Genomic DNA, 24,497 nt, shown 5'->3' with positions numbered 1-24,497 from the left:
CGGGCCTTCGTATGTTGGTTTGTACTGATGCCTTATTCAGCCGCTTCGGCGTAAGCCTCCATCGGCGGGCAGGTGCAGATGAGGTTGCGGTCGCCATAGACGTTGTCGATGCGGTTGACCGGCGACCAGTATTTGTCGATGCGGAAGGCGCCGGGCGGGAAGCAGCCCTTTTCACGGCTATAGGGACGATCCCACTCGCCGACGAGGTCTTCCACCGTATGCGGGGCGTTCTTCAGCGGATTGTTGGTCTTGTCCGCACGGCCTTCCTCGATGTCGCGGGCTTCCTCGCGGATCGCCAGCATGGCATCGCAGAAACGGTCGATTTCCGCCTTGGTCTCGGATTCCGTCGGCTCGATCATCAGCGTGCCGGCAACCGGCCAGCTCATGGTCGGCGCATGGAAACCGCAGTCGATGAGGCGCTTTGCAACATCGTCCACCGTCACGCCGCAGCTATCCGCCAAGGGCCGGGTGTCGATGATGCACTCATGCGCTACACGTCCGGTTTCGGACTTGTAGAGCACATCGTAAGCGCCCTTCAGCCGCTCGGCGATATAGTTGGCGTTGAGGATCGCCACCTTGGTCGCCTGCGTCAGCCCTTCGCCGCCCATCATCAGGCAATAGCTCCAGGAGATCGGCAGGATCGAGGGCGAGCCGAAGGGGGCAGCCGAAACCGCGCCCTCGCGACCGTCCGTCGTCGGATGGCCGGGAAGGAAGGGCGCAAGATGCGCCTTGACGCCGATCGGCCCCATGCCCGGACCACCGCCGCCATGCGGAATGCAGAAGGTCTTGTGCAGGTTGAGGTGCGAAACATCAGAACCGATATCGCCGGGACGGGCAAGGCCGACCATGGCATTCATGTTGGCGCCATCGAGATAGACCTGTCCACCATGGTTGTGGGTGATCTCGCAGATCTCGCGAACCGTCTCCTCGAACACGCCGTGGGTGGACGGATAGGTGATCATGCAGCACGAGAGGTTTTCCGCATACTGCTCTGCTTTTGCACGGAAATCATCGATGTCGATGTCACCATTGTCCCGCACCTTCACCGGCACGACTTTCATGCCGACCATCTGCGCGGAGGCGGGATTGGTGCCATGCGCGGAGGTCGGAATGAGGCAGACATCGCGATGGGTGCCGCCATTGGCGAGGTGGTAGTTGCGGATGGTCAGAAGCCCCGCATATTCCCCCTGCGCGCCGGAATTCGGCTGCATGGAGAAGGCGTCGTAACCGGTGACCGAGCACAGCTTTTCCGAGAGATCGTCGATCATTTCCTTGTAGCCGAGCGCCTGATTGGCCGGTGCGAAGGGGTGGATGTCGGAAAATTCCGGCCAGGTGATCGGCAGCATCTCCGCCGTCGCATTCAGTTTCATGGTGCAGGAACCGAGCGGGATCATCGAGCGGTCGAGCGCCAGATCACGGTCCGAAAGACGGCGGATGTAACGGGTCATCTCGCTTTCGGCACGGTTCATGTGGAAGATCGGATGCGTCATGTACTGGCTGGTGCGCAGCAGTTCCTTCGGCAGGCGATATTCCGGCTCGAAATCCGAGATCGAGAAATTGCCGCCGAATGCGCGCCAGACGGCCTCAAGCGTCGCCGGGCGGGTGCGCTCGTCAAGGCTCATGCCGATCTTGGTCGCACCCACCTTGCGCAGGTTCACGCCTTCCGCAACGGCCGAGCGCAGGATGACGCCCTGCATGTGACCGACTTCGACGGTGATCGTGTCGAAGAAGGTTTCCGGCTCTATGGTGTAGCCGAGCTTTTCCAGACCCTTGGCCATCAGCACGGCCTTCTGGTGGGTCTGCTGGGCAATCGCCTTGATGCCCTGCGGGCCGTGGAAGACGCCGTACATGGAAGCCATGACGGCCAGCAGCACCTGCGCCGTGCAGATGTTGGAAGTGGCCTTTTCGCGGCGGATATGCTGCTCGCGGGTCTGCAGCGACAGGCGATAGGCGCGGTTGCCGCGCGCATCGACCGAGACGCCGACCAGACGGCCCGGCATGGAGCGCTTATGCGCATCCTTGACGGACATATAGGCCGCATGCGGGCCGCCGTAACCGACCGGAACGCCAAAACGCTGAGAGGTGCCGATGGCGATATCCGCACCCATTTCGCCCGGAGACTTCAACAGCGTCAGCGCCAGAAGATCGGCGGCGACGGCGGCGATGGCGCCGGTCTGGTGCAGGCGGGAAATCAGGCCGGAGAAGTCGCTGACATGACCGTGCGTTCCCGGATACTGGAAGATCGCGCCGAACACGTCGACCGGATCGAGATCGGTAAAGGGATTGCCGACGATCACCTTCCAGCCGAGCGGGGCAGCACGGGTCTCGATCAGCGCAATGGTCTGCGGATGGCAATTGGCATCGACAAAGAAGGCGGTCGCCTTGGATTTGGCGACGCGCTGGCACATGGCCATTGCTTCGGCAGCGGCCGTCGCTTCATCGAGCAGCGATGCGTTGGCGACATCAAGGCCGGTCAGGTCGCAGACCATGGTCTGGTAGTTCAACAGCGCTTCAAGGCGGCCTTGGCTGATTTCCGGCTGGTAGGGCGTATAGGCCGTATACCAGGCCGGATTTTCCAGAATATTGCGCTGGATGACCGGCGGCGTGATCGTGCCGTAATAACCCTGACCGATCAGCGACGTCAGCACCTGGTTCTTGTTGGCCGTTTCGCGCAGGCGATCGAGCGCCTCGCGTTCGGTCAGCGCAGCGCCCCAGGTCAGCGGCGCCTTCTGGCGAATGGAGGAGGGAACGGTGGCGTCGATGAGCGCGTCGAGGCTTTTGTAGCCAACGACCTTCAGCATGTCAGCCATTTCCGACGGCGACGGCCCGATGTGACGCCGGTTGGCGAAATCATAGGGCTGATAGTCGGTGAAATGGAATTCTGTGGGCGTCGTCATTACGCGATCAGCTCCTTGTAGGCTGCCTCGTCGAGCAGCGTATCGGCATCCGCGGCGTTGGAAAGCTTCAGCTTGAAGAACCAGCCGGCGCCCTGCGGATCGGAATTGACCAGCGAGGGGTCGTCAACGATGGCCTGGTTGATTTCCACCACTTCGCCATCCAGCGGACAATAGACATCGGAAGCCGCCTTGACGGATTCAACGGTCGCCGCGTCACCATCCTTGGAGAAGGTGGCGCCCACTTCCGGCAATTCGACAAAAACGAGGTCGCCAAGCTGTTCAGCGGCGTGGCTGGTGATGCCAACGGTGGCGATATCGCCTTCGAACTTCAGCCATTCGTGTTCTGCGGTAAATTTCAGCATCGTATTCTCTCCGGAGATGGGATGAAGATTATCGTTTGTAGGTAGGCTTGATGAAGGGCAGGGCAGCGACAGTGACGGGCAGATATTTGCCGCGCACTTCCGCAAAGATCGCCGTACCGGGAGCCGTGTAGGCCGTTGGCACGTATCCCATGGCGACGGGACCTTCGACCGATGGGCCGAAGCCGCCGGAAGTCACTTCGCCGATTTCCGTCTTGCCCTCGGCATCCGCGAAAAGCTTGGAATGGCCGCGCACCGGTGCCTTGCCCTCGGGCTTCAGGCCGACACGGCGGCGCGATGTGCCGTCTTTCAGTTCGCCGAGAATGCGCTGCGCACCCGGAAAGCCGCCCTCGCGATCGCCACCGGCGCGGCGCGCCTTCTGGATCGCCCATTCGAGCGAAGCTTCGATGGGGGAGGTCGTGGTGTCGATATCATTGCCATAAAGACAAAGGCCGGCTTCCAGACGCAGGCTGTCGCGCGCGCCAAGACCGATCGGCTCGCAATCGGGATGTTCGAGCAGGGCATTGGCGATCTCTTCCGCCTTTGCCGCAGGCACGGAAATCTCAAAACCGTCCTCACCGGAATAACCGGAGCGGGAAACGATGCAGGGAACATCGTGCAGCGGAACTTCCAGCACGTCCATGAACTTCATTTCAGACACGCCGGCCCAAAGTTCGGCCAGAACCGCTTCCGCGCGTGGTCCCTGCAGCGCGATCAGCGCCCGATCATCGAGCAGGGTAATCTCACAGTCGCCGGAAAGATGCGCCTTCATATGGGCGACATCGGCGTCCTTGCAGGCCGCGTTGACGACGACGAAAAGATGATCGCCGCGATTGGTGATCATCAGGTCATCCACGATGCAGCCGTTTTCATCGGTGAAGAAACCGTAGCGCTGGCGGCCTTCCTTGAGACCGAGAATATCGACCGGCACCAGCTTTTCCAGTGCAAGCGCTGCGTCGGCATTGTTGCCGGACTTCGCCTTCACGATCACCTGGCCCATATGGGACACGTCGAACAGTCCGGCTGAGGTGCGGGTCTGAAGATGTTCCTTCATAACGCCGGCCGGATATTGCACCGGCATATCGTAACCGGCAAAAGGCACCATGCGGGCGCCAAGCGAAAGATGCAGGGAATTGAGCGGCGTGATTTGAAGCTCGGCGTTATCGTCCAAGGACGCCTCCAGGGTTGCGCGAATGATCGCGCGGGCTCAGGTCGTGGCGCGAAAGCGCCGGTTCAAGAGCCCCCTCTGTCCTTGTCGCCTGAGATTGTTATCCCTTCGGCGAGCCGTCCTGTTTAAAGGTGGCTTCTCTCCAGAGTTTCGTCTTCACCGCTGGTCCTTTTGCCTGAGAGTTTCCGGGGCGGTTGCTCCTTCGGCACCGCATTGAAGCGGTTTCTCCCAACGATGATGCGACGCTCATTATCTTCGAAGGCCCGTTATTGGCAAGGACCAAATGACGCATCTGAACAGATTCTTGCTCCATCTGCGCCATCAACATCTATCCTGTCCGGTATAACGGTTTTAAGACCGCGTTTCGTACTCGTCGGAGTAGTCCGGTCGATGCGGCTCGCATGGGCGCGACGAGGCTTTTTCAGCGCACGGCTTCAGGCTGGCTGGAAGGGGCGGCGCTAATCGGATTTTTTCTCCGGCAGGCCTTTGCGTTTCGTCGAGGCGAAATCCTCAAGTTCCTTTTCTGTCATGGATTTCTCCATGCTTTTTGAAGCACCTTGTAAACTGGATTTCTTCGTCTCACCCCGTTTGGCGGCGAGTGCGGCGCCGGCGGCTTTCTGCTGGGCTTTCGATTTGGCTGGCATGTCGGATCTCCCTTCAAACGGTGGTTCCGACGGGAAAATGCCGCCTTGCGGCGATTGTTCCCTTGCAACTGTTAAGCCTGCGGCAAAATTCCCCTTTGAAATCGGCAGGAAAGCGGGATATCGCATGGGATTATGGATGCAAATCGAAAACGACGGCTGACAGGGATGGAGAAGGTGCTTCGCATTTTCTGCGCGACCCTGATGTTGTCGCTCGGTTTTGCCCACAAGCCAGCACTTGCCGTTGCCCCGGCGGTTGTCCTCGACGAGAGCTACCGGCTTCCGGATGGCACCTTTGCCGAAATCTGCCTTGGCCACGCCGGCGGTTTGAATGCCTCCCACACCAAGGACAGCCCGGCCCATTCGGGTGACGCGATCCTCTTCTGCGAGGCCTGCCTGCTGGCATCGTCCATTCTTCTGCCGATGCCCGATACGGAAGGCTGGCTGAAGACCGAGTTTGCCTGGCTCGACAATCGCCTCTCTGCGGAATGGAGCTTCCGCTCTGTCCTGACGATCCAGAAACCCGCCGCACGCGGCCCGCCACCCCATTCCGCCTGATTTTTCGCTTTACGGGATCATCGCCGTCTTTGGCGGCACGGAGCGGCTGCGCAGACCCAGTGGGTAGCAGTCGCAGGGATAAGCAAATGAAAACCACCAAGATCATCACCTGCGGCCTTTTCGTCGCCTCGGTTTCGACTGCACAGGCTTTTGCCCATGCCACATTCGTTGAGGGTTCGGCCGAACAGGACAGTACCGTCGTTGCCGCCCTTCAGGTGCCGCATGGCTGTGACGGCGGGCTCGCCACCACCGAAGTCCAGATCAAGCTGCCGGAAGGCTTCATCTCCGCCAAGCCGCAGCCCAAGGCCGGCTGGGAGCTGGAGATCATCAAGGGCGACTACCAGAAGGCCTATAAGAACCACGGCAAGGAGATCAAAAGCGGCCCGATCGAAATCCGCTGGAAGGGCGGCAACCTGCCGGACGAGTTTTACGATACCTTCGCGGTGCAGGGTAAGATTTCCGGCATCGAAGCAGGGCAGGACCTGCCTTTCAAGGTGACGCAGCTTTGCGGTGACAAGGGCAAGGTATCCTGGGATGAGGTCGCGGCGGCCGGCGTCGATCCCCATTCCCTGAAAAGCCCGGCGCCGACCATCAAGGTTGCTGCCAAGGCGCATGCGGGCAGCCATGACCATGCCGGCATGAGCATGGATATGGATGTCGTAAAGGCCGGCAGTCTCGAAGTGTCTGGCGGCGCCACCAAGGCCATGTTGCCGGGCCAGCCCGTGGGCGGCGGCTATGTGTCGATCAAGAATACCGGCGATAGCGACGACAAGCTGGTTGGCGTTGAATCCTCGGCTGCGGGTCGCGCCGAAATCCATGAGATGGCCATGGTCAACGAGGTCATGAAAATGCGCAAGCTGGATGACGGCATCGTCATTCCCGCCGGCCAGACAATGGAGCTGAAGCCCGGCGGCCTGCACATGATGTTCTTTGACGTAAAGAAGCCCTTTGCCGAAGGCGACAAGGTGCCGGTGACGCTGATCTTCGAAAGGGCCGGCAAGGTCGAGATCGTGCTCTCCACTGGCGCAGCCAAGGGCGGCAGCGACCACAAGCATAATTGACCAATGAAAAGCGGCTACCGGAACGCGTGACAGGTCCGGTAGCCGCAAGATTTTTCATATATTGTATTGTTCTTCAGCGCCGTGATGGAAAAAAGGAGAGGGTGTCCGCCATCGCGATTTTCCGGAACTCGGTCGAAAATATCTAGAAAATCAAGCTGACATCAAGCTGAACACGAATGTCCGTTCGACGTGGTCAAGAGACCGAGAAACCAAATTAAGATACCTATATATCGGTATGATCTAACACGTCATTTCTGGGTTTTTGTGTGCTGTTGTTTTCTTCGTAAGCCTCGACAGCCTGCTCCAGCGTCGCCTGCGGCTCGTGGCGCTGGCTGGCAACGGTCAGGAAATAGAGCGTCAGGGCGGGTGGCTTGATCACCGTCATCATGCCACGCAGCTGGAAGTCATCCCCACCTTCGGCCTTGCGCGCCAATTCGTGAATGGCCTCTTCCACTTCGCTTTTGCGCGGAACGCGCTGCGCTGGCTTTACGGCTTCCAGCGCATAGGCTGCTGTATTCGCGGAAACAGAAAGAACCTGTGTCATCCAACCCCCGGCAATTCTCGCCGACCCTTAAAAAGCCGAGATTAGCAGCCGCATCTTGTTGGAAGGCTAAATCGCGACGCTGCAATTTAATCGTATTTTAATGGACGAAGACGCCTGCCAAAGGGCTTTCACCCGCTGTGCCCTTGGTCTAGAAATGCGTCGGACTGCACAGGTCCGGCAATTTCCGGAGATACCATTCCCATGATCAATATCGCTCTTGTCGCGACAGGCGGCGCCATCGGTTCCGTGTTCCGTTATCTGGTCGGAGTCTTGAGCGTGCGGCTGGCCGGACCCAATTTCCCCTGGGGAACGCTCGCAGTCAATGTGGCCGGGTCTTTCCTCATCGGCCTGCTGGTCGAGCTTGTAGCGCGGCGGCTGAACGCCTCAATGGAAATGCGCCTGTTTCTCGTCACCGGCGTGCTCGGCGGGTTCACGACATTTTCTTCCTTCTCGCTCGATACGGTGGCGCTTTTCGAACGCGGTGCGCTCGGCCTTTCGGCCGTTTACGTCCTTGCAAGTCTTGTGGTTTCCATTGCTGCGGTTTTCGCCGGGCTGGCCTTGGGCCGCAACTTGTTCTAAAGGCTTGATCCAAACGGCGCGCCGAACAGCGGGCGCGCGATCAAGACAGAGAGACTGGAAATTTCATGGCAGGTATCGAGCATATCAAGGTCGGGGCCGACGAGGCCGGTATGCGCCTCGATCGCTGGTTCAAGATTCACTATCCGGGACTTGGTTTCGGGCAATTGCAGAAGCTGTTGCGATCCGGACAGGTGCGCGTGGATGGCGGCCGGGTGAAGACGGATGCGCGGGTGCAGCCGGGACAGATGGTGCGCGTGCCGCCGGTCGATTCCGACCTCAAGGTCAAAAGCGGACCGATCGGATCAAGGGATCTCAAACATTCGGAAGACGCGGAACTTCTGGCGCGCATGCTCTTGCATGAAGACGACAAGGTTTTCGTTTTCAACAAGCCGGCCGGCATTGCCGTTCAGGGCGGTTCCGGCGTCAACCGCCATATCGACGGGCTTCTGGAAGCCTGGACCAGCCCGAAGGGCGAAAAGCCGCGTCTGGTGCACCGTCTCGACCGCGATACCTCTGGCGTGCTGGTGGTTGCCCGCACCCGCGGTGCTGCACAGAAGCTGACGGCCGCCTTCCGTGAGCGCGACACCAAAAAGACCTATTGGGCGCTGGTCAAAGGCGTGCCGCGCAAGCACCAGGACAAGATTTCCACCTGGCTGGTCAAGGAACAGACCATGGATGGCGACCGTATGCGTATCGCCAAGCATGGCGAGGAGGGGGCCGATCACGCCATTTCCTATTACCGTGTCATCGATACCGCCGCGCAGAACCTCGCCTGGCTGGAAATGGAACCCTATACCGGCCGCACCCATCAGCTTCGCGTTCACGCCCTGCATATGGGCCACCCGATCATCGGCGATCCCAAATATTATATCGACGATCCGAACTGGGATTTCCCCGGCGGCATCCAGAAGCGCCTGCACCTGCATGCGCGCCATATCGACATTCCGCATCCGAATGGGGGCCGGCTTCGGGTCAGCGCGCCTTTGCCGCCGCATATGGTGCAGACATGGAACCTGCTCGGTCTCGACGTGGCCGATGGCGACAGGGAAGACTGAAAGCGATGAAGCTCGTTCTTTTCGATTGCGACGGCACACTCGTGGACAGCGCCGGCCTGATCCATGCGGTCATGGTCGAAACCTTTGCCGATTTTGGCAAGCCGCGGCCTGATATCTCGCAGACCAAGGCAATCATCGGGCTGACGCTGGATATCGCCATCGCCCGCATGCTCGGCAAGACGCATGTCGATGATGAGGCGCAGGCGATGACGCGGCGTTACAGGGAAGTTTATCATCCCCTGCGCGAGCGTCCCGAAATGACGACGCCGCTTTTCGACGGTATCGCGCCGCTGATCGACACGCTGTCGAAACGGGACGACGTGCTGATCGGCGCGGTGACCGGCAAGGGAAGGCGCGGGCTCACCCATATTCTCGAAACCCACGGCTTTGCCGAACACTTCATCGTTTCGCGCACGGCGGATGATTGCCCGTCAAAGCCGCATCCGGCCATGGTCATGGAATGTTGCCATGATACCGGCATGGTTCCGGCCGATACTATCGTGATCGGCGATGCGATCTATGACATGCAGATGGCCAAGGCTGCCGGCGCAAAAGCGATTGGTGTCGCCTGGGGGTATGCCTCCGTCGATGAACTCTGGACGGCGGGCGCAGATGCAGTTGTCAGCCATCCGCGTGAAATTCCGGCCTATGTTCCGGCCGATAATCTCTAACCTTTCTATCCGACTGATGAGGACGTGCCATGCGTGATCTCCTGAACGACCTTTCGGAGGGCCTGAGCCACCCCGACCCGATCCTGCGCGCGCAAATCCAGATGCAGAAACCTTTGCCGAAGCGTTTCTACAAGGATGTCACCGTCGGAGAGACGCAGGAGGGCGGCTTTACCATCCTTCTCGATGGCAAGCCGCTGCGCACGCCCGCCAAGAAGCCGCTGACCGTCCCGTCTCGAGCGCTGGCAGAACTGCTTCGCGATGAGTGGGATGCCCAGAAAGAGGTGGTGAACCCGGTGGTCATGCCGGTATCGCGCCATGTGAACACCGCCATCGATGGCGTCGCCAACGACACCCAGGCGGTTTTTGAGGATATCCTCCGGTTTTCCTCTTCCGATCTTCTCTGCTATCGCGCCGGTGACCCGGAAGCGCTGGTTGCGCGGCAGGCGGACCATTGGGATCCCGTGCTGGACTGGGCGGCCAATGTGCTCGGCGCGCGCTTCATTCTCGTTGAAGGCGTGATGCATCAAGACCAGCCGCGCGAAGCCATCGCGGCTTTTGCAGTAACGCTGAAGAAATATGACACACCGATTGCGCTTGCCGCTCTTCACACCATGACGTCGCTGACCGGCTCCGCCATTCTGGCGCTTGCGCTGGCGGAAGGTCAGTTGACGCTGGAAGAAACATGGGCCCTTGCCCATCTCGATGAGGACTGGACCGCCGAGCAATGGGGGGAGGACGAGGAGGCGCTGGAGCGCCGCGCGGTCAGGCTTGTCGACATGCGCGCAGCACTCAATGTTCTGGGCGCCCTGAAGAGCGCTCCTTAACGCTTTTCTAACCCTGATGGCCGAATATGCGGTTACCTCACGTTAGGGGAGCCGCTGATCATGATCACCACGCTGAAACGCCTTGGCATTCTTGTGCTGGCGTGTTTCACGCTCATGTCTTTCAGGCTGGAACCGGAAGCGACCAATACCGACCGGCTGCTTTACGATGTGCGCGGCGCATTCGTCGCCGCCCGCCCGGATGTCGCTCCGGCGCTGATGCAATCCATTCATGCGCAGGTGCAGAATGCGATCAAGACCACGGCGCGTGGAGAGACCCGCCCGCGTGTGGTGCTGACCATCCGTCTCGCATCCGTTACACGCGGCCCCTTCCTGTTCGGGGAACGGGCGTCGGCCAAGGTCATCGTCCGCGCTGCCGCCGTGGCGACAGGAGAAGTGATCGCCGAAGCCAAATTCACCGCCACCGTCGTCAGCTTCGACAATCAGTCTATCGAGCAGGAACTCGCCTATGGCGTCGCAGAGCGCGTGATCCGCGAATTCAGGCTCAACCGATCCGGCCCGACGACGCTTGCCACGGCGCTCTTCCCGTAGCGTCCGTAGAAGCGGCGGCACAATCACGATGTGTCATTTCTCAGCGTCGCGCCACCATTGCTTTGATATGATCCACTCACATACATCGCGTATATTTGTTTGACATGCGCAGTGTACGTTCCTATCTCGCATACGCAACGTATGTAAACTGGACGCTGACGCCATAGAGCGCGGCATCGTCAATCAGCTGAAAGAGAGATGGAAATGAGTAAACGCGAAGCAATTTTCCCCGCCCACAGGCACGCGCTTTACGAGGAGCATGGCTACTCTGCTGCCATCAAATCCGGTGATCTGCTATTCGTTTCGGGTCAGGTGGGCAGCCGTGCCGATGGAACACCCGAACCCGAATTTGAACGGCAGGTCCGGCTGGCCTTCGAAAATCTCAAGGCAACGCTTGAGGCGGCGGGCTGCACTTTCGACGACATTGTGGATATCACGACGTTCCACACGGATCCGGAAAACCAGTTCGGAACGATCATGACCGTCAAGCAGGAGATTTTCAGCCAAAAGCCTTACCCGAACTGGACCGCCGTCGGCGTCAACTGGCTCGCGGGCTTCGATTTCGAGATCAAGGTTATTGCCCGTATCCCGTAATATCAGATTAAATCTGAAACGGCGGCGCTCACAGGGCGCCGCCGGCTTGCTTCTGCGCCCTTATCCAAGCCGCTCGGCATGCCATTTCAGATGGTCATCCATGAAGGTGGAAATGAAGTAATAGGAGTGGTCATAGCGGTCATGCATGCGCAACGTCAGTCCGATATCCGTGCCCTTGATCGCCTCTTCGAAGAGCCAGGGGCGCAGGCCTTTTTCAAGAAAACTGTCGGCCTTGCCCTGGTCGATCAGGAATTCGGGAAAACGCGCGCCATCCTCGACCAGCGCACAGGCGTCGTATTGACGCCATGCGGCCTTGTCCGCACCGAGATATTTTTCCAGCGCCGGCTCTGACCAGTCGGCTGACGAGGGAGCCACGATCGGTGCAAAGGCCGAGCAGCTTTTGAAACGGCTGGGATTCTTGAGCGCCATGGTCATCGCGCCATGTCCGCCCATTGAATGGCCAAAAATACTCTGGCGGCTCATATCCGCACGGAAATGCTGGCCGATGAGGGCGGGCAATTCTTCCGTGACATAGCTGTACATCTGGTAGTGCTCGGACCAGGGTTCCTGTGTGGCGTCAAGATAAAATCCGGCGCCCTTGCCCATCTGCCAGTTGGTCAGTTCGTCTGGCACGTCATTGCCGCGCGGGCTGGTGTCCGGGCAGACGATGATGAGCCCGAGTTCGGCGGCCATGCGGCGATATTCGCCTTTTTCCATGACGTTGGCATGGGTGCAGGTGAGACCGGAAAGATACCACAGGACGGGGCAGGGCTCGTGGATCGCCTTCGGCGGCACGTAAACCGCAAAGGTCATCTCACATTTCAGGGTTTCCGATACGTGCGAAAATACGCCCTGCATGCCGCCAAAGGCCGTATTCTGCGAGATGATGTTCATGAAGACATTCCTTGTGAAAATTCCGGTTCAGCCCGCAAGCGAGACTGCGGCATTGACCGCCGCCGCCACCAGAACCGTGTTGAAGAAGAAAGAAACGATCGAGTGCAGCAGCGTGACCTTCCGCATGGCAGTTGTGGTTATTCCCACATCCGATGTCTGCGCCGTCATGCCGATCACCACGGCGAAGTAGAGAAAGTCGTAACCGCAGGGTTCCTTGGTCGCCGGAAAATCCATGCCGCCGCGATGCTGCCGCTTGCCGTCCACCGTGGCAGGCCGCCAGTAAAGATGGGCGTAGTGCAGGGCTGTCATGGTGTGGATGGTCAGCCAGCCGAAGATCACCGAGGCAAAGGCGATGAGCAGCGTCCAGACCGTCTCGCCCGTGTGGTTGAGCGCCTGGAACAGCGACACCACGGCGACAGCGACGGCTAGCAGCGTGACGGCGATGATGGCGACCGCGGGCAGATCGTCGCTATCGGCATGCGCCTTCAGATGCTGCGCCGTCAGGCCCGACAGGCGAAAGCCAATCAATGTGAGATAGGTCAGGAAGAACAGAACGGCGGCGATCTCGATCGCCAGCGGCGGCGCCAGAACCAGAGCCAGCCCAAGGCCCATGGCGCCGACAAGAAAAGCAATGACGAAAGGTTGATGGCGGCGATAGCTGCTGCTTTTCATATTGGCCGGGGTCATGGGCGGCACCTTTCTGTTGGCACCGTCACTTTTTGACACGACGGCAGAAACGGTCAAGCGTCTCCAGAAAGGCGGAGCGATCGCGCGGTGAAAAAGCCGCGTTATATCCCTTGCTTTCACCGGTTTCACGCAGATGTGAACCGAGGTCGCGCATCGCCGTCGCCATCCCGATATTCGACTGGTCAAAAACGCGCCCCGTCGGCCCGGTGACCAGCGCACCCTTGGCGACACAGCGGCCAGCAAGCGGCACATCGGCGGTGATGACGATATCGTTTTCGCCGGCGTGATCGGCGATCCAGTCGTCCGCAGCGTCGAAGCCGGCGGAAACAATGACGTTTTTCACCATGGGATCGCGCGACGGGCGCAGACCGGAATTGGCAACAAAGGTCACTTCCAGCCCATGCCGTTCCGCCACCTTGAGAATTTCCGGCTTCACGGGGCAGGCATCGGCATCGACATAGATTTGCGGGTTTTGCGGCATGGACACTCTTTTCGGATATTTCCTGCCACGCTTCTAAGCGCAAACGCCACGATTACCAAGCCCACGATGGCTGAAATAAGGGCTCGATACCGGGCGCGGATAGTACTTGCGACGATCATGAAAACGGCTTATGTTCACTTTATGTTCTTATTTCGAGGGGTGTCATGCTGGAAGAGTTCATCGTGCAGGCCAAGTCCGCCACGTATGTTGGCGGCGGTAACAAATCCCCGACGCCCACGCGCAAGGGATCGCACGATCTCGGCTATCAGAACGGCGACTGGCACTATATCGACAGCTATTTCGGGGGAACTGATTTCATCGGTCAGGAGGTCGTCTGGCATCAGGGGACGGCCCTCTGGGCGATGAGTTATTACGGCCGTATCCTCCGGCCCGACATGATCGACGGTGCGACAGCCGGAATGGTCATTCAGCGGTCGCTTTCCACGCTCTATCGGCAGGGCCGCTTTCTCGGCGGCTTTACCCACCCGGTGGAAAATCTGGTCTATGTCGATACGAATGCGGGTGAGTTCCAGTCCTTCACTGGCGTCGAGCGCATTTACCGGGGACATGTCGAGACATACCGGCTTGACTATCATGGTGGGATCATAAAGCCATAGAGCGCAAGAAATGCCATGGACGGGAATTTGCAATGGCAAATGGCGACGCTCAATTTTTCAAGGCGACACTCTATTTCGACAGCGAACCCGCGATCTCGGACTTGACCCTGACGGAAGCGTGGGGCGAGGAGGGATATGAATGCGAGCGGGTGGGCGAAAAAGGCGTTTTTGACGGACTGCGCGGTGCAACCAGGGTTTTTGTCGGCACTCCCGAGCCGGTCGTGGCGACGCCGGTTGCGCCGGCCCAATATCCGGCAGTTGCGAGGGCGAGGGTCGACTGGTCAAAGACCTTTTGTATCGATGCAAAAGCGGCATATGACGATTTTAGCCGTGCGACACACCGGTGCGAATTCAGATTTCTCATCCTGGCGGATGAAGATGATCCAGAAATCGCGCATAACGAGATCGCCTCGACCTTGCTCGGCATCCACCAGCTCGCCCCCATGCGGGCGGTTGCGTTGCACTATCTGGACATGATCGTCGGCCGCGCCAATCTCGATGACTATCTGAACTATGCAAACAGCCATCTGGATCAGCCGCAGCAAATGGCGACGATGCTGGCCTTCGGAGCCTTTGTGACGGAGGAGGGGGAAAAGATCAGAGCCTGGACAACGGGTCTGGAACATTTCGGCCAGACAAATCTGCTTTTCGACAGCTCGTCGGGAGATGCGGCGGAAGCGCTTCTTACGATATTCGGCCTCGGGCATCTCGTCGTCAACGGACGACGCTTCTCCGCCGGTGAAGCCATAACATCGTTCGATCTTCTTGCGCGTTTCACCCCCGCCGAACTCGATGACCGGCCAATGCTGCTCGTCGCGAAGCAGGAAGCCGGCTAGCGCGCGCCGTCATACCCCGGAACGGATGGGACGATGCGTTTTTACCGCCCCATCACAGGTTTCAAAATCAGCCGGGCTGCTTTGTCTTGCGCAGATAGGGAAGAACCGTGTCGTAGGAGCCGAAACGGGCTATTGCATCTTCGTTGGAGACGGCGGCGGTGATGATGACGTCCTCACCCTGCTTCCAGTTGGCAGGCGTCGCCACCTGGTGTTTGGAGGTGAGCTGAATGGAATCGATGGCGCGGAGAATTTCCTCGAAATTGCGGCCTGTGGTCATCGGGTAGGTGAGGACCAGCTTGATCTTCTTGTCGGGACCGATGACGAAGACGGAGCGCACGGTGGCGTTATCGGCAGGCGTGCGGCCCTCGGAACTTTCGCCGGCGCCGGCCGGCAGCATGTCGTAGAGCTTCGCGACCTTCAGGTCCTTGTCGCCGATCAGCGGATAATCAACGTTGAAACCGGTCGCCGTGCGAATATCATTCTTCCATTTTTCATGGCTTTCGACCGGATCGACCGAAATGCCGATGATCTTCACACCGCGTTTTTCGAATTCCGGCTGCAGGCCGCCCATCGCACCGAGTTCCGTCGTGCAGACGGGCGTGAAATTTTTCGGATGTGAAAACAGGACCGCCCAGCCGTCGCCGATCCAGTCGTGAAAGCTCACCGGACCATGGGTGGTCTTGGCGGTGAAGTCTGGTGCTATATCGTTGATACGCAGGCTCATCTGATGCTTTCTCCCTGATGATTTGACTGAAAATCTGATGGTTCTCGACAATTCGTGTCCGGCGCTGGAGCTTAGAGTTTTTGCATGAAATGGCCAGCCTTTTCATCCGGCCTCAGTGGTGTTTGCTTCAGCCCCACAGAGATTTGATAAACCTGATTTCCCTTGTTTGCCGCGCTTGCGCGATTTCCGCCCGGTTGATTGTTTCAGGGGGGAAAGGATTACTCCAAAGGCAATGCCAACATTGTTTTCACTCATCCCAACGCATATTGTGATCTAACGTCAGGCGGCGGCATTCGAGGGCGTTTCGGCACGAAATGACGAAGCACCAATCGTCTCCGGAAAAACGTGATGGAGAGCAGCAATGACAATCACCATTACCGCTTTTGAACGCTCGCCCGATGGCGGCAAGGGTCTCGCCCGCGATATGCGCGTCCGCTGGGCATTTGAAGAAGTGGGCCAGCCCTATGATGTCCGCCTCCTTTCCTTCAAGGCGATGCGGGAACCGGCGCACCTTGCGCTTCAACCCTTCGGGCAGATCCCGACCTATGAGGAGGGCGACCTCGTCCTGTTTGAATCCGGTGCGATCGTGCTGCATATAGCCGAACGTCATGCCGGCCTGTTGCCAGAGGATGCGGATGCGCGGGCGCGGGCAATCATGTGGATGTTCGCCGCGCTCAGCACCATGGAACCGCCCATCGTCGAGCATTTTGTCACTGGCTTTCTCGAAGGGGACAAGAGCTGGCACAGCGAGCGCCTGCAGATCGTCCATGACCGTATTCGCAAGCGGCTTGGCGAACTGTCCCACCGCCTCGGTGACGCCGACTGGCTCGACGGCGAATTCAGCGCCGGCGATCTGCTGATGGTGTCTGTCCTGCAAAGGATAAAAAGCTCAGGCATCCTCGATGAGTATGCGAACCTTTCGGCCTACGTCGCCCGAGGCGAAGCGCGCCCCGCCTATAAACGCGCCTTTGCCGACCAATTGGCGATTTTCAAGGCTGCGTCGAGCGGCTGAACGACGGCCGGCAAGACCGTAGCTGCGGGTTGCCAGCGGTCGTTCGATGCACATGACAAGCCGCTCTTGTTTGACGATGTCGCAGCGCGAGGGCCTGAACCTTCAGACCCTCGCGTTACCTTTAGCAATCCGCCGTTGCGGGTTCCCATAATTGTTCCGGAGCGAAGCCGTCACAGCGCTCGATCACAATCCGCGCGCCGTTTTTAACGCGCCGCCGCCAAACATCGGAACGGTCGGACTGCGCCCGTATCATGCCGCCATCGTGAAGCTTCTGCAGCATCGACCGTGACAACCCCAGTTCGGACGCCAGCAGGCGATCAAGGCGTATGCCGCTCTGAAGCGGAACCGTGAGATCAATCTCGGCCATGGTCCAGTCGGGAGGTTCGTCCTTGATCTTTTTCTCGATATCGAACTCGGGAAACTCGTCGATACGTTGCGATTTGCGTCTCAGGGCTTCGAGGTTGAATGTTTCCGCCCTTATCCATTGCGGATCGTTGGACATCAGCGCTTCCATAACGGAAGGGCTGATGTCGCGGAGATTCTGCCGCTCGAAAATCGGCCGGTTCCAGCTTTTGTCGCAGATCAGGCATTTATAGATGAGCCAGGCATCCAGTTTGCGGCCATTGGCGTTAAGCCGGATCTTGCCGCTGGATTGAAACGCCCTCAGATCGCCGCATCCGCTGCATGCGAGCCATGGCTGGGGCGCCGTTCGTGGCGTGATGGTCCATTGGACCCGAAGTACATTGCACATATTGTCTTGGTCTTCCATTTGGAAGTCCACCAAGATGGTGCAGGAGAAAACCCTGACGGGAACGGCGTGGCGATGTTTCGGGTGGGTGAAGAGCTGAGACAGCAAAGCTGCGCAGGGCACATTTTAACAATGCCAGACCGGTCTCTTGCCACCACCCGATGAACGTGATCATACGCCGACAGCCTGTGGCTATCCGCAGTACGGGTGAAACTGGATTGAGACCGGTATTTACTTAGGCAAAGTCTACCTCGATGCGCCAATGCTCTTCGGCGGTAACGATAACAAATGATCGGTCAGAAATGGAAGCATGCGGCGCGCCCGTCCGCCGAAAGCCACTGCGATGTGACTTTTGCGCAACTTCGGGTAGCCTGCCAATTCCGCGGTCAAAACGATGTCACCAGCTGGGCATGACTTGCGCCTCTATTTCCGGGAGGACACAGTTTTGCGCCTGTTATTCGCGGCTGCCGGAGACGGAAGCATACGCCGGAGGGTTGAATCTTTGCGGATGAAATGGTGCCATAGCGCTGCCGTCACATGTAGAAATACGATGGCTGCGGCGAGATAGGCGAGGGTGGCATGAACCTCTGTCCAGAACGCCTCCGCCTGATCGGAAATCGCCAGAGGCAACCCCGGCACGACCACGAGATCGAAGACGTAACTGGGGATTTGCAGGGGAGACGTCGAAGCGACGGCCCAGCCGGCGAGGGGAACGGCAAGGGTAAGGAACAGCAATGCGACATGAGCGGCGCGCGCCGCGAACCTTGAAACCGGGCCTTCGCCATCGACAGGCTGCGGCTTCCGGCTGAAAACCGACCATAGGAAACGCGGCGCGGCGAGGGCCAATACCAGAAACCCTATCGACTTGTGATATTGGAACAGGTCGAACTGAAGGACCGGATCGATATCGTTGCGGCTCATCACATATCCCAGCGCAAGCTGCGCGAGGAAAAGCAGCGCGATCGTCCAGTGGAACGCGATCGCCACCCATCCGAAAGATGTCGGCGAATTACGCCACAGCCGTTCACCCGCTGCTACACTATCGGAATGATCCTCGAAATATCTCATCGGCTAACTCAATTGCTGATAGGTGTCTTTCGCGATGGCGTCCATGCGGTCGGACGGCAGGTTGCCGACCAAAGCGCAGCGGATCATTTCGTCGTCCCAGGAGACGGTCTCCAGTGAACCGACGCTCGAGCGCCGCATGGCGGTGTCGCTCGAGTCGGCCGCAGCCACGATATAAAGAGTGACGCGATGCCCGCTTTTATCTTCATACATGAGCTGGGCTGCGACGCCTTCGGAACTTGGGAGGACACGGCCGCCGACAAGGGACAGACCATGGCGGGTGAGGTCGGGAATGTTCAGTTTGCGGTCCAGCCGTTTCGACAGCCATTTCGGCAGGCTGGAAGCATTTTCCGCATCGGCCCGAATTTCCACCGGATGCAGAACATCGCTCGCAAACAGCCTATGCGCCTGCATAGCATCCGCCACGAGAGAGTGGGCGGGTTCCGCGACCTGAGACACCAGCCCGCGCCCGAACCAGCCGCCCGCCAAACCAACGGCCAGAACGAGGATGGATGCCGCCGCCATGTTGCGCCATTCGGCACGCTGCGATCGCAGACGCCGCTCGATCCGGTAAACATCGAGGCGCTCGGGTAAAGCACCGGTATCAAGAGGGCCGTAGAGCGCCGTCAGCGTGGTGTTCTGCTGCTGCCATATCGCAACCTTGCGTGCGTCGGCCGGATTGGAGGCGAGGTGAGCGCGCACGACGTCACGCCGCTGGTCTTCGAGCTGCCCGTCGACGTAAGAGATCAGATCGGCTTCGGTTATCTGAGGCTCGTTGCCGGTCATTTTATCACCTTGAGATTTGGCTGGTCTTCCTGGGTCATGCGGGCGAGGGCCGTTCGGGCTCGCCCCAGACGGGACATCAGAGTGCCCAACGGAATTTCAAGAACATTTGCCGCTTCCGCATAACTGAGGCCTTCGACAACGACGAGGAGGAGGGCTTCGCGATGTTCGCCGGACAGTTTTTCAATGGCGCGGGCCATTTCGGCCAGCGCTATCCGGCCCGTTTGCGCCGCCGGCACGAACAGCTGTTCCGCAACGTCGTCAATCGGGATTTGTGAGGGCCGGCGATTTCGGCCGCGCAGATTGTTGCGATAGACGTTGACAAGCACCCGGTACAACCAGGGACGCAGCGGTCCCTGCGGTTTCCACAACGCCTTTTTGCGGATGGCTCTCTCCAGACAGTCCTGGACGAGATCGTCAGCCGTTTCACGGTCGTGTGTGAGCGCATTCGCGTAACGTCGAAGCGCCGGTATGCAACTCGTGATCTCGTCCAGAAAATCCGGCATGGATACTATTCCTTGGCAATGTGCCAGACGCCGCCGACGCCATCGCCTGTGACATCGCCCGGCTTCTTGTCCATCTGCCAGCGATAGAGCGGCTTTCCGTCATGCGACCATTGCATCGTACCATCTTTACGGGAAACCGGTTTGTAGTCGCCATCCGCCTTGTCGGTTTTCGAGGCGGCGAGGGGCGGCCATTTCTTTGCACAGCTATCGTAGCAGGCCGACGCGCCACTGGTATCATTGTCGAAAGTATAAAGGGTCATGCCTTTGGAGTCGGTCAGGATCGTGCCTTTGGCCGTTGCCTTTTCAATCACCGCGCCACCGGCATAGGGTTCGGCCAGTGCAGCCGTGGCCGTGAGCGCTACAAGGCCGGCCAGAACGAAATGATGTGCACGCATGGGATAGTCCTTTGAGGAATGATGGATCGGAGAAGATGCCCGATATTGGAGAAACACCGGCCAGCGGCGCTTAATCCCAGCGCCGCTGTTTTTTTTGCCCCCTCGCTTTTTATCTGACGCCCTTCAAATCAAAGTCGAATGCCACCGTATTCGAATAGAGCGGCACCCCAACACCCATGCCATAGGGCAGGCGGGCGACATTGCCGGTGACGTGGAAGGTGACGGATCCCTTCTGTTGCTCGACGAATGTAGCGTGAAACGTCTCGGGTCTGGATATGCCTCTGGCTGTCAGTGTGCCTTCAACCACTGCGCTGCGCGGTCCGTCCTGGGTAACGCGGTTGGAGCGAAACACGATCTGCGGATAAACGGCGATATTAAAAACCGCGCTGGATCGCAGAAAGTTTTCCACCCGTTCCTGTCCCGTCTGGACACTGGAAGGGTTGAGACTGATCTCCACGTAGGACTTGGCCGGCTGATCCGGATCGATGTCGAAACGGCCGGATATGTCGGGAATTGTGCCTTTGATCCCGGGGCCGGCAACCTGTGCTATTGAAAAGCGTATGTGAGAGGCAGGATCGATGCGATATCGTCCGGCTGCGGACGAGAACGGGCTGGCAGATACCGGCAGGCCGGCCAATGTCACCATGAAGAGAGTGAGGGAATAGGAACATTTCACGGCGCAAGCTCCTTTACGAGTAGTCGCACTCAGGAGAACACCGCAGGAAGAGGTTTAATCCGTACCACGCCGGCAGATCGTCAAAATCCCGCTCACAGGGGAATAACCGGCTTTGATTATGCGGCGGGCAAACATCCACAGGGGTATGGCTTCAATCCATGAACAATAATCGCATAAGATAGATTATGGAACTTATTTGATGGTGCAGTCAGGGATTTGTGTGGTTATTGCCCGTTGCATATGTCGCGGCGCGATCGAGCTCTGGTCGGCTCAACGCCTCCAAAGCAACTCGGTATCTTCTCCCGTTGCGATCGATTCAATCAAAGTGTTCGTGAGCCGAAAAGCACGAACCGGCCCACCAGGGCCGACCGGTCAGATCGATCCAAGCGAAACACGTTTTTCAAGCTCGTCTGCCTGCTCTTTGCGTTCACTGTAGCGATCTGTCAGATAGCTGGAAGCATCACGCGTCAGCAGCGTGAATTTCACCAGTTCCTCGCAGACATCCACGACCCGGTCATAATAGGATGACGGTTTCATCCGGCCTTCCGCGTCGAATTCCTGAAACGCCCTTGCCACCGAAGACTGGTTTGGGATGGTGATCATCCGCATCCATCTGCCGAGAATTCGCATCTGGTTCACCGCATTGAAGGACTGGCTGCCGCCGGAAACTTCCATGACGGCGAGCGTCTTGCCCTGTGTCGGCCGAACCGATCCGACTGCGAGAGGAATCCAGTCTATCTGTGATTTCATGATGCCGGTCATAGCGCCGTGGCGTTCGGGACTTACCCAGACCTGTCCCTCCGACCATTGGGAGAGTTCACGCAGCTCCTGCACCTTGGCATGGCTGGCCGGCGCTTCATCGGGCAAAGGCAGGCCCTTCGGATCGAATATCCGAACCTCGCAACCAAGCAGTTCGAGCAACCGCCCGGCCTCGAATGCAAGCAGACGGCTATACGAAACCTCGCGCAGCGAGCCGTAAAGGATCAGGATGCGCGGCTTGTGGGTCGAAAACGCCGGACGCAGCGCATCCGGGTCAATGCTGTGCAGGTGCTGCGCCTGCAATGCGGGAAATGTCTCAGGCAATGCGCTTTCCTTCATTGTCGAGGACCTGCTCGCCATCCTCCTTGAAGAACGGTCCGTTGAAAGTCCTGGGCAGAATATCCAGCACGACTTCAGACGGACGGGCGAGCCTGGTGCCGAGCGGTGTCATCACGAAAGGACGATTGATGAGGATCGGCGTCTCTATCATGGCGCCGAGCAGCTGATCGTCGGTCAGATCAGGATTGTCGAGACCGAGCTCGGCATAGGGTGTCCCCTTCTCGCGCATGGCTTCGCGCACCGTCAGGCCCGAATCCGCAATCATTTTTGCGAGCCGTTCGCGCGTCGGCGGTTCCCGCAGATATTCGACCACGGTCGGCTCGATCCCTGCCGCGCGGATCAGCGCCAGCGTGTTGCGAGACGTTCCGCAGGACGGATTGTGAAAAATCGTGGCGTCCATAATCATAGCCTTTCGGTCACTGTCGTTCGGGAAACGGCGGGGGCAGCCTCATACCAGTTCTTCGAGCGGTTCACGATCCAGACGACCGAAAGCATGACCGGGACTTCGATGAGAACACCGACAACGGTTGCCAGCGCCGCGCCTGACTGAAAACCGAACAGGCTGATGGCGGCAGCGACGGCCAGCTCGAAGAAATTGCTGGCGCCGATGAGGGCCGAAGGCCCGGCGACGCAATGGCGCTCACCCGTCATCCGGTTCAGGAGGTAGGCAAGCCCCGAATTCAGATAGACCTGGATGAGGATCGGGATAGCAAGCAGGCCGATTACGGCTGGCTGGGCGATGATTTGCTCCCCCTGGAAGGCGAAGAGAAGAACCAGCGTCGTAAGCAGCGCCATCAGTGAAATCGGCTGGAGCCCTGCAAGAACCCGATCCAGCGTTCGTGACGTTCCATCCGCCATGAGCCACCGCCTGATCAGCTGCGCGAGGATGACGGGAACGACAATATAGAGCGCGACAGAGAGAACGAGCGTATCCCAGGGCACGGTGATGGCCGAAAGGCCTAGCAGCAGCCCGACAATCGGAGCAAAGGCCACAACCATGATCGCATCGTTGAGCGCGACCTGCGACAATGTAAACAGCGGTTCACCCCGTGTCAGGTTGCTCCAGACGAAGACCATGGCGGTGCATGGAGCAGCGGCAAGGATGATCAACCCGGCGATATAGGAGTCGATCTCACCAGCCGGAAGATAAGGGCGGAACAGCCAGCCGATGAAAAACCAGCCGAGCAGCGCCATTGAGAACGGCTTGACGGCCCAGTTGATGAACAACGTCACGCCAATGCCGCGCCAGAATGTGCCGACCTGCAAGAGAGAGCGGAAATCGATTCTGAGCAGCATCGGGATGATCATCAGCCAGATCAGGATCGCAACCGGGATATTCACCCTGGCGATCTCCGCAGCAGCGACGAGTTGAAAGACGCCGGGCATCCAATGGCCAAGCGCGACACCGACAACGATGCACAGCAACACCCAGGCGGTCAGATAACGTTCGAAGATGGACATCAGGCCGACTTTCCTTCGGGAGTGGTGGTTCCATCCAGAGCGCCGATCTGCCGGAGCCTGGTTTCCAGCGCCATTCGATCGATCGATTGCAGGGGCAGGCTGATGAAAACCGCGATCCTGTTCTTGAGGAAACGCGCAGCCTGCGCGAAGGCGCGCTGAACCTCGGCCTCTGAGCCGACCACGGCGGCGGGGTCCTCTATACCCCAATGAGCCGTCATCGGATGACCGATCCAGACGGGGCAAGCTTCACCTGCGGCGCTGTCGCACACAGTAAAAATGAAGTCCATCTGGGGCGCGTCAGGCCCGGCAAAAACATCCCAGCTTTTCGAGGTGAAGCCAGCGGCAGGATAACCAAGCGCCGCCAGTTCCTTCAGGGCGTGAGGGTTCACCTCTCCCTTCGGCTGGCTGCCGGCCGAATAGGCGTTGAACCTCCCCTCACCCTCCTTGGCGAGAATGGATTCGGCAAGAATGGAACGAGCGGAATTGCCCGTGCACAGAAAGAGCACGTTATAGATCTTGTCGGTCATGGTTTCGGTCCGTGGTTAGATCGGCGGCCTTACAGGCCCGGCGATGGTTTCGCCTCCGGGCTGCAGCAGGGTGTCAGTTCGGCAATCAGCGGCGCACAAAGTTCGGCGGAACCACCGCAGCAATCCTTCAGCAGAAACAGGGTCAGCAGGCGCAATCCGCCAAGATCGGCGCGATAGATGACAGACCGGCTTTGCCGCTCGCTCTTGACCAGACCCGCCCGTGAAAGCGTGGCGAGATGCGCTGACATCGTGTTCTGGGGAACATCGACAAGGCGTGCAAGTTCACCGGCGGGAACGCCGTCCGGCTCGTGCCTAACGAGCAGCCGGAATGTCTCCAGACGGGTGGATTGGGCCAAAGCGCCAAGCGCTGTTATTGCGGTTAAATTATCCATATATCCAGAATAATGGATACAATGAGATTGTCAAGACATCAAACGAGACAGGATTATTAAATAAAAAGAATAATTTATATCAATAAATTGCTCGA

31 protein-coding genes and 1 riboswitch are annotated in these 24,497 nt (G+C 58.9%); of the genes, 11 read left to right on the top strand and 20 right to left on the bottom strand.

The window, feature by feature from the left end:
- Window positions 1–32: 32 nt before the first annotated feature.
- The 4 genes from gcvP to WDZ78_RS06540 form a co-directional block, all read right to left on the bottom strand.
- Window positions 33–2,897 (bottom strand): aminomethyl-transferring glycine dehydrogenase, encoded by a 2,865-nt coding sequence (gene gcvP, locus WDZ78_RS06555; RefSeq protein WP_425672606.1) that lies wholly within the window; start codon window positions 2,895–2,897, stop codon window positions 33–35.
- Window positions 2,897–3,259, bottom strand: a complete 363-nt coding sequence (gcvH, locus tag WDZ78_RS06550) for a glycine cleavage system protein GcvH (RefSeq protein ID WP_003502678.1) — start codon at window positions 3,257–3,259, stop codon at window positions 2,897–2,899. The genes gcvP and gcvH overlap by 1 nt, the downstream gene beginning before the upstream one ends.
- Window positions 3,260–3,287: 28 nt before the next feature.
- A complete protein-coding gene (gene gcvT / locus WDZ78_RS06545) occupies window positions 3,288–4,427 on the bottom strand; it encodes a glycine cleavage system aminomethyltransferase GcvT (protein ID WP_425672605.1) in 1,140 nt (379 codons plus the stop codon).
- 150 nt (window positions 4,428–4,577) lie between these two features.
- A riboswitch (glycine riboswitch) is annotated at window positions 4,578–4,665 on the bottom strand.
- Window positions 4,666–4,882: 217 nt separating this feature from the next.
- Complete coding sequence (locus WDZ78_RS06540) at window positions 4,883–5,068, bottom strand: DUF3008 family protein (RefSeq protein ID WP_020012481.1); 186 nt, start codon at window positions 5,066–5,068, stop codon at window positions 4,883–4,885.
- A gap of 165 nt (window positions 5,069–5,233) precedes the next feature.
- On the opposite strand from WDZ78_RS06540, the gene WDZ78_RS06535 reads away from it, so the two are divergent.
- Complete coding sequence (locus WDZ78_RS06535) at window positions 5,234–5,623, top strand: hypothetical protein (protein ID WP_020012482.1); 390 nt, start codon at window positions 5,234–5,236, stop codon at window positions 5,621–5,623.
- A gap of 86 nt (window positions 5,624–5,709) precedes the next feature.
- Window positions 5,710–6,684 (top strand): copper chaperone PCu(A)C, encoded by a 975-nt coding sequence (locus WDZ78_RS06530; RefSeq protein ID WP_425672604.1) that lies wholly within the window; start codon window positions 5,710–5,712, stop codon window positions 6,682–6,684.
- Window positions 6,685–6,907: 223 nt separating this feature from the next.
- On the opposite strand, the gene WDZ78_RS06525 is transcribed toward WDZ78_RS06530, so the two are convergent.
- A complete protein-coding gene (locus WDZ78_RS06525) occupies window positions 6,908–7,228 on the bottom strand; it encodes a hypothetical protein (protein WP_020012484.1) in 321 nt (106 codons plus the stop codon).
- A 201-nt stretch (window positions 7,229–7,429) separates the two neighbouring features.
- Between WDZ78_RS06525 and crcB the strand changes: the two genes are divergently transcribed.
- The 6 genes from crcB (at window position 7,430) to WDZ78_RS06495 (ending at window position 11,500) form a co-directional block, all read left to right on the top strand.
- Window positions 7,430–7,807 carry a fluoride efflux transporter CrcB gene (gene crcB / locus WDZ78_RS06520; RefSeq protein ID WP_020012485.1) on the top strand — a complete coding sequence of 126 codons (378 nt, stop codon included), beginning with the start codon at window positions 7,430–7,432 and terminating at the stop codon, window positions 7,805–7,807.
- 65 nt (window positions 7,808–7,872) lie between these two features.
- Window positions 7,873–8,862 carry an RluA family pseudouridine synthase gene (locus tag WDZ78_RS06515; RefSeq protein WP_020012486.1) on the top strand — a complete coding sequence of 330 codons (990 nt, stop codon included), beginning with the start codon at window positions 7,873–7,875 and terminating at the stop codon, window positions 8,860–8,862.
- Between the two features lie 5 nt (window positions 8,863–8,867).
- Window positions 8,868–9,533, top strand: a complete 666-nt coding sequence (locus tag WDZ78_RS06510) for an HAD family hydrolase (RefSeq protein ID WP_425672603.1) — start codon at window positions 8,868–8,870, stop codon at window positions 9,531–9,533.
- A gap of 29 nt (window positions 9,534–9,562) precedes the next feature.
- Window positions 9,563–10,357: an ATP12 family chaperone protein gene (locus tag WDZ78_RS06505; protein ID WP_425672602.1), complete on the top strand. Its 795-nt coding sequence runs from the start codon at window positions 9,563–9,565 to the stop codon at window positions 10,355–10,357.
- Between the two features lie 60 nt (window positions 10,358–10,417).
- Window positions 10,418–10,906, top strand: coding sequence for a hypothetical protein (locus tag WDZ78_RS06500; RefSeq protein WP_020012489.1), 489 nt, complete (start codon window positions 10,418–10,420; stop codon window positions 10,904–10,906).
- 204 nt (window positions 10,907–11,110) lie between these two features.
- Entirely contained in the window at window positions 11,111–11,500 is a 390-nt protein-coding gene (locus WDZ78_RS06495) for a RidA family protein (RefSeq protein WP_425672601.1), read from the top strand.
- 60 nt (window positions 11,501–11,560) lie between these two features.
- Here WDZ78_RS06495 and fghA read toward each other — a convergent pair whose 3' ends face one another.
- From fghA to WDZ78_RS06480, 3 genes are read right to left on the bottom strand one after another with little or no spacing between them, the layout of a single operon-like run.
- The gene (fghA, locus tag WDZ78_RS06490) at window positions 11,561–12,394 is read right to left on the bottom strand and encodes an S-formylglutathione hydrolase (RefSeq protein WP_020012491.1); all 834 of its coding nucleotides are present in this window, start codon (window positions 12,392–12,394) and stop codon (window positions 11,561–11,563) included.
- Between the two features lie 27 nt (window positions 12,395–12,421).
- A complete protein-coding gene (locus tag WDZ78_RS06485) occupies window positions 12,422–13,081 on the bottom strand; it encodes a DUF1345 domain-containing protein (RefSeq protein WP_026364094.1) in 660 nt (219 codons plus the stop codon).
- Between the two features lie 25 nt (window positions 13,082–13,106).
- Window positions 13,107–13,562 (bottom strand): YaiI/YqxD family protein, encoded by a 456-nt coding sequence (locus WDZ78_RS06480; RefSeq protein WP_425672600.1) that lies wholly within the window; start codon window positions 13,560–13,562, stop codon window positions 13,107–13,109.
- A gap of 164 nt (window positions 13,563–13,726) precedes the next feature.
- Here WDZ78_RS06480 and WDZ78_RS06475 point away from each other — a divergent pair, with 164 nt between their 5' ends.
- Both WDZ78_RS06475 and WDZ78_RS06470 read left to right on the top strand, forming a co-directional pair.
- Window positions 13,727–14,179 (top strand): DUF5680 domain-containing protein, encoded by a 453-nt coding sequence (locus WDZ78_RS06475; protein WP_020012493.1) that lies wholly within the window; start codon window positions 13,727–13,729, stop codon window positions 14,177–14,179.
- Between the two features lie 32 nt (window positions 14,180–14,211).
- Complete coding sequence (locus tag WDZ78_RS06470) at window positions 14,212–15,015, top strand: hypothetical protein (protein ID WP_425672599.1); 804 nt, start codon at window positions 14,212–14,214, stop codon at window positions 15,013–15,015.
- Window positions 15,016–15,082: 67 nt separating this feature from the next.
- On the opposite strand, the gene WDZ78_RS06465 is transcribed toward WDZ78_RS06470, so the two are convergent.
- Window positions 15,083–15,739, bottom strand: a complete 657-nt coding sequence (locus tag WDZ78_RS06465; RefSeq protein ID WP_425672598.1) for a peroxiredoxin — start codon at window positions 15,737–15,739, stop codon at window positions 15,083–15,085.
- Window positions 15,740–16,100: 361 nt separating this feature from the next.
- On the opposite strand from WDZ78_RS06465, the gene WDZ78_RS06460 reads away from it, so the two are divergent.
- A complete protein-coding gene (locus tag WDZ78_RS06460) occupies window positions 16,101–16,751 on the top strand; it encodes a glutathione S-transferase family protein (protein WP_425672597.1) in 651 nt (216 codons plus the stop codon).
- 121 nt (window positions 16,752–16,872) lie between these two features.
- Here WDZ78_RS06460 and WDZ78_RS06455 read toward each other — a convergent pair whose 3' ends face one another.
- From WDZ78_RS06455 to WDZ78_RS06405, 11 genes are all read right to left on the bottom strand, one after another.
- Complete coding sequence (locus WDZ78_RS06455) at window positions 16,873–17,502, bottom strand: DUF1062 domain-containing protein (protein ID WP_425672596.1); 630 nt, start codon at window positions 17,500–17,502, stop codon at window positions 16,873–16,875.
- 420 nt (window positions 17,503–17,922) lie between these two features.
- Window positions 17,923–18,567 carry a cytochrome b gene (locus WDZ78_RS06450; RefSeq protein WP_425672595.1) on the bottom strand — a complete coding sequence of 215 codons (645 nt, stop codon included), beginning with the start codon at window positions 18,565–18,567 and terminating at the stop codon, window positions 17,923–17,925.
- A 3-nt stretch (window positions 18,568–18,570) separates the two neighbouring features.
- A complete protein-coding gene (locus WDZ78_RS06445; RefSeq protein WP_425672594.1) occupies window positions 18,571–19,350 on the bottom strand; it encodes an anti-sigma factor family protein in 780 nt (259 codons plus the stop codon).
- Entirely contained in the window at window positions 19,347–19,853 is a 507-nt protein-coding gene (locus tag WDZ78_RS06440; RefSeq protein ID WP_020012499.1) for a sigma-70 family RNA polymerase sigma factor, read from the bottom strand. The genes WDZ78_RS06445 and WDZ78_RS06440 overlap by 4 nt, the downstream gene beginning before the upstream one ends.
- Before the next feature lie 5 nt (window positions 19,854–19,858).
- Window positions 19,859–20,248 carry a COG4315 family predicted lipoprotein gene (locus WDZ78_RS06435; protein WP_425672593.1) on the bottom strand — a complete coding sequence of 130 codons (390 nt, stop codon included), beginning with the start codon at window positions 20,246–20,248 and terminating at the stop codon, window positions 19,859–19,861.
- A 109-nt stretch (window positions 20,249–20,357) separates the two neighbouring features.
- Window positions 20,358–20,924, bottom strand: coding sequence for a YceI family protein (locus WDZ78_RS06430; RefSeq protein ID WP_026364096.1), 567 nt, complete (start codon window positions 20,922–20,924; stop codon window positions 20,358–20,360).
- Between the two features lie 372 nt (window positions 20,925–21,296).
- Window positions 21,297–22,022, bottom strand: a complete 726-nt coding sequence (arsH, locus tag WDZ78_RS06425; RefSeq protein ID WP_026364097.1) for an arsenical resistance protein ArsH — start codon at window positions 22,020–22,022, stop codon at window positions 21,297–21,299.
- Window positions 22,000–22,422: an arsenate reductase (glutaredoxin) gene (gene arsC / locus WDZ78_RS06420; RefSeq protein WP_425672592.1), complete on the bottom strand. Its 423-nt coding sequence runs from the start codon at window positions 22,420–22,422 to the stop codon at window positions 22,000–22,002. Before arsC ends, arsH begins: the two co-directional genes overlap by 23 nt.
- A gap of 2 nt (window positions 22,423–22,424) precedes the next feature.
- Window positions 22,425–23,483 (bottom strand): ACR3 family arsenite efflux transporter, encoded by a 1,059-nt coding sequence (gene arsB / locus WDZ78_RS06415; RefSeq protein WP_425672591.1) that lies wholly within the window; start codon window positions 23,481–23,483, stop codon window positions 22,425–22,427.
- A complete protein-coding gene (locus WDZ78_RS06410) occupies window positions 23,483–24,010 on the bottom strand; it encodes an arsenate reductase ArsC (RefSeq protein ID WP_425672590.1) in 528 nt (175 codons plus the stop codon). The genes arsB and WDZ78_RS06410 overlap by 1 nt, the downstream gene beginning before the upstream one ends.
- A 29-nt stretch (window positions 24,011–24,039) precedes the next feature.
- Window positions 24,040–24,402, bottom strand: coding sequence for an ArsR/SmtB family transcription factor (locus WDZ78_RS06405; protein WP_425672589.1), 363 nt, complete (start codon window positions 24,400–24,402; stop codon window positions 24,040–24,042).
- Between the last annotated feature and the right edge of the window lie 95 nt (window positions 24,403–24,497).

The sequence above is a fragment of the Agrobacterium sp. M50-1 genome (genome assembly GCF_049843495.1).
Lineage (GTDB): Bacteria > Pseudomonadota > Alphaproteobacteria > Rhizobiales > Rhizobiaceae > Agrobacterium > Agrobacterium radiobacter.
The sequence above is the reverse complement of the archived record's forward strand: the minus strand, read 5'-3'. Positions and strand labels throughout refer to the sequence as shown.